This is a genomic window from Herbaspirillum sp. B65 (genome assembly GCF_000333555.1).
In the GTDB taxonomy this organism is placed as follows: domain Bacteria; phylum Pseudomonadota; class Gammaproteobacteria; order Burkholderiales; family Burkholderiaceae_D; genus Herbaspirillum; species Herbaspirillum rubrisubalbicans.
Genome location: NZ_BADI01000576.1, coordinates 1 through 923 on the forward strand (window position 1 = coordinate 1; position 923 = coordinate 923).

The following is a 923-nucleotide window of genomic DNA, read 5'->3' on the forward strand; positions in this document are numbered from 1 at the left end:
CGGTGATGAGCAGCTGAAGGGCGTGGCCGTCGATCACGTGAAGGGCAGCGACAGACCAGCCCATTCACGCCCCTCGACTGGGTAGAGCGCGCGTGTATCGCCCGCCTGCTTTCGTTGCGCCAGCAGCGACAGGCTGGGCACGTCCAGATCCTGCAAGCCACGGAAGCGGAAATTGTCACCCTCCTGTTGCAGCACTCGGCCCATGTCGCTATAGGCGATCACCTTGTCGGCATCGTCCACCAGCGCCAGTTCGCTATGCGGCGTCAGGCGCAGATTGCCCAGGCTGGTGGCCAGGTCGTCCAGGGTCATGTCGAGGGCCACCACGGCATCGCTGTTGCGGGCGCGCTGCGAGAGGCTGATGCCGATCTGGCGCGTGGTGAAGAACACGTAGGGCGCCGAGATCGCCGGCGTGAGCGAGCGGTCGGCACGGGCATACCAGGGTCGGGTGCGTGGATCGAAGCGATACTGGGGTTGCTCTTGCAGGGCCAGCAGTTTCAGCTCGGCGTTGTAGAAGCGGTATTGGCCGTGCTGCTGGCCGGCTGCATCGCGCACGATGGTCTGCACCAGGAAGGTGGCCTCGGGCGGGGCGACGAAGAACGCCCGCTGCTCGGCTCCGCGCAGCGAGCGCACCAGCAGGAAGTCGCCATTGGGATAGCCCACGTAGACCGCCGAGACCAGGGGATTGGCCACCAGGTCGATGGAAAAGGCGGCAATGCGCGTGAGGCGCTCATCAAGGTCGGTGGCTTGCGTGATGGGGTCGAAGGACAATCTTGCACGCCCTCGCTCAAGCCTTCGTCACTGGTCCCGCCACCAAACGTTTCGGCGAGAAGCAGGCCATTATCGCCGGCATGGCGGCCGACGCGCTGGGCTACGTCTTGCTGGCGTTCGCGACGCGAGGCTGGATGGCCTTCCCCATTATGATT

The 923-nt window shown here is 65.1% G+C and carries 1 protein-coding gene and 1 pseudogene; one reads left to right on the top strand and one right to left on the bottom strand.

Going from position 1 to position 923, the window contains the following annotated elements; all coding sequences use genetic code 11:
• Positions 1 to 33: 33 nt before the first annotated feature.
• Positions 34 to 768, bottom strand: a complete 735-nt coding sequence (locus I5W_RS32485; protein WP_044529667.1) for a cache domain-containing protein — start codon at positions 766 to 768, stop codon at positions 34 to 36.
• Here I5W_RS32485 and I5W_RS34435 point away from each other — a divergent pair.
• Positions 768 to 923 (top strand): annotated as a pseudogene (locus tag I5W_RS34435) (tetracycline resistance MFS efflux pump); the annotation flags it as partial. The gene I5W_RS32485 and the pseudogene I5W_RS34435 overlap by 1 nt on opposite strands.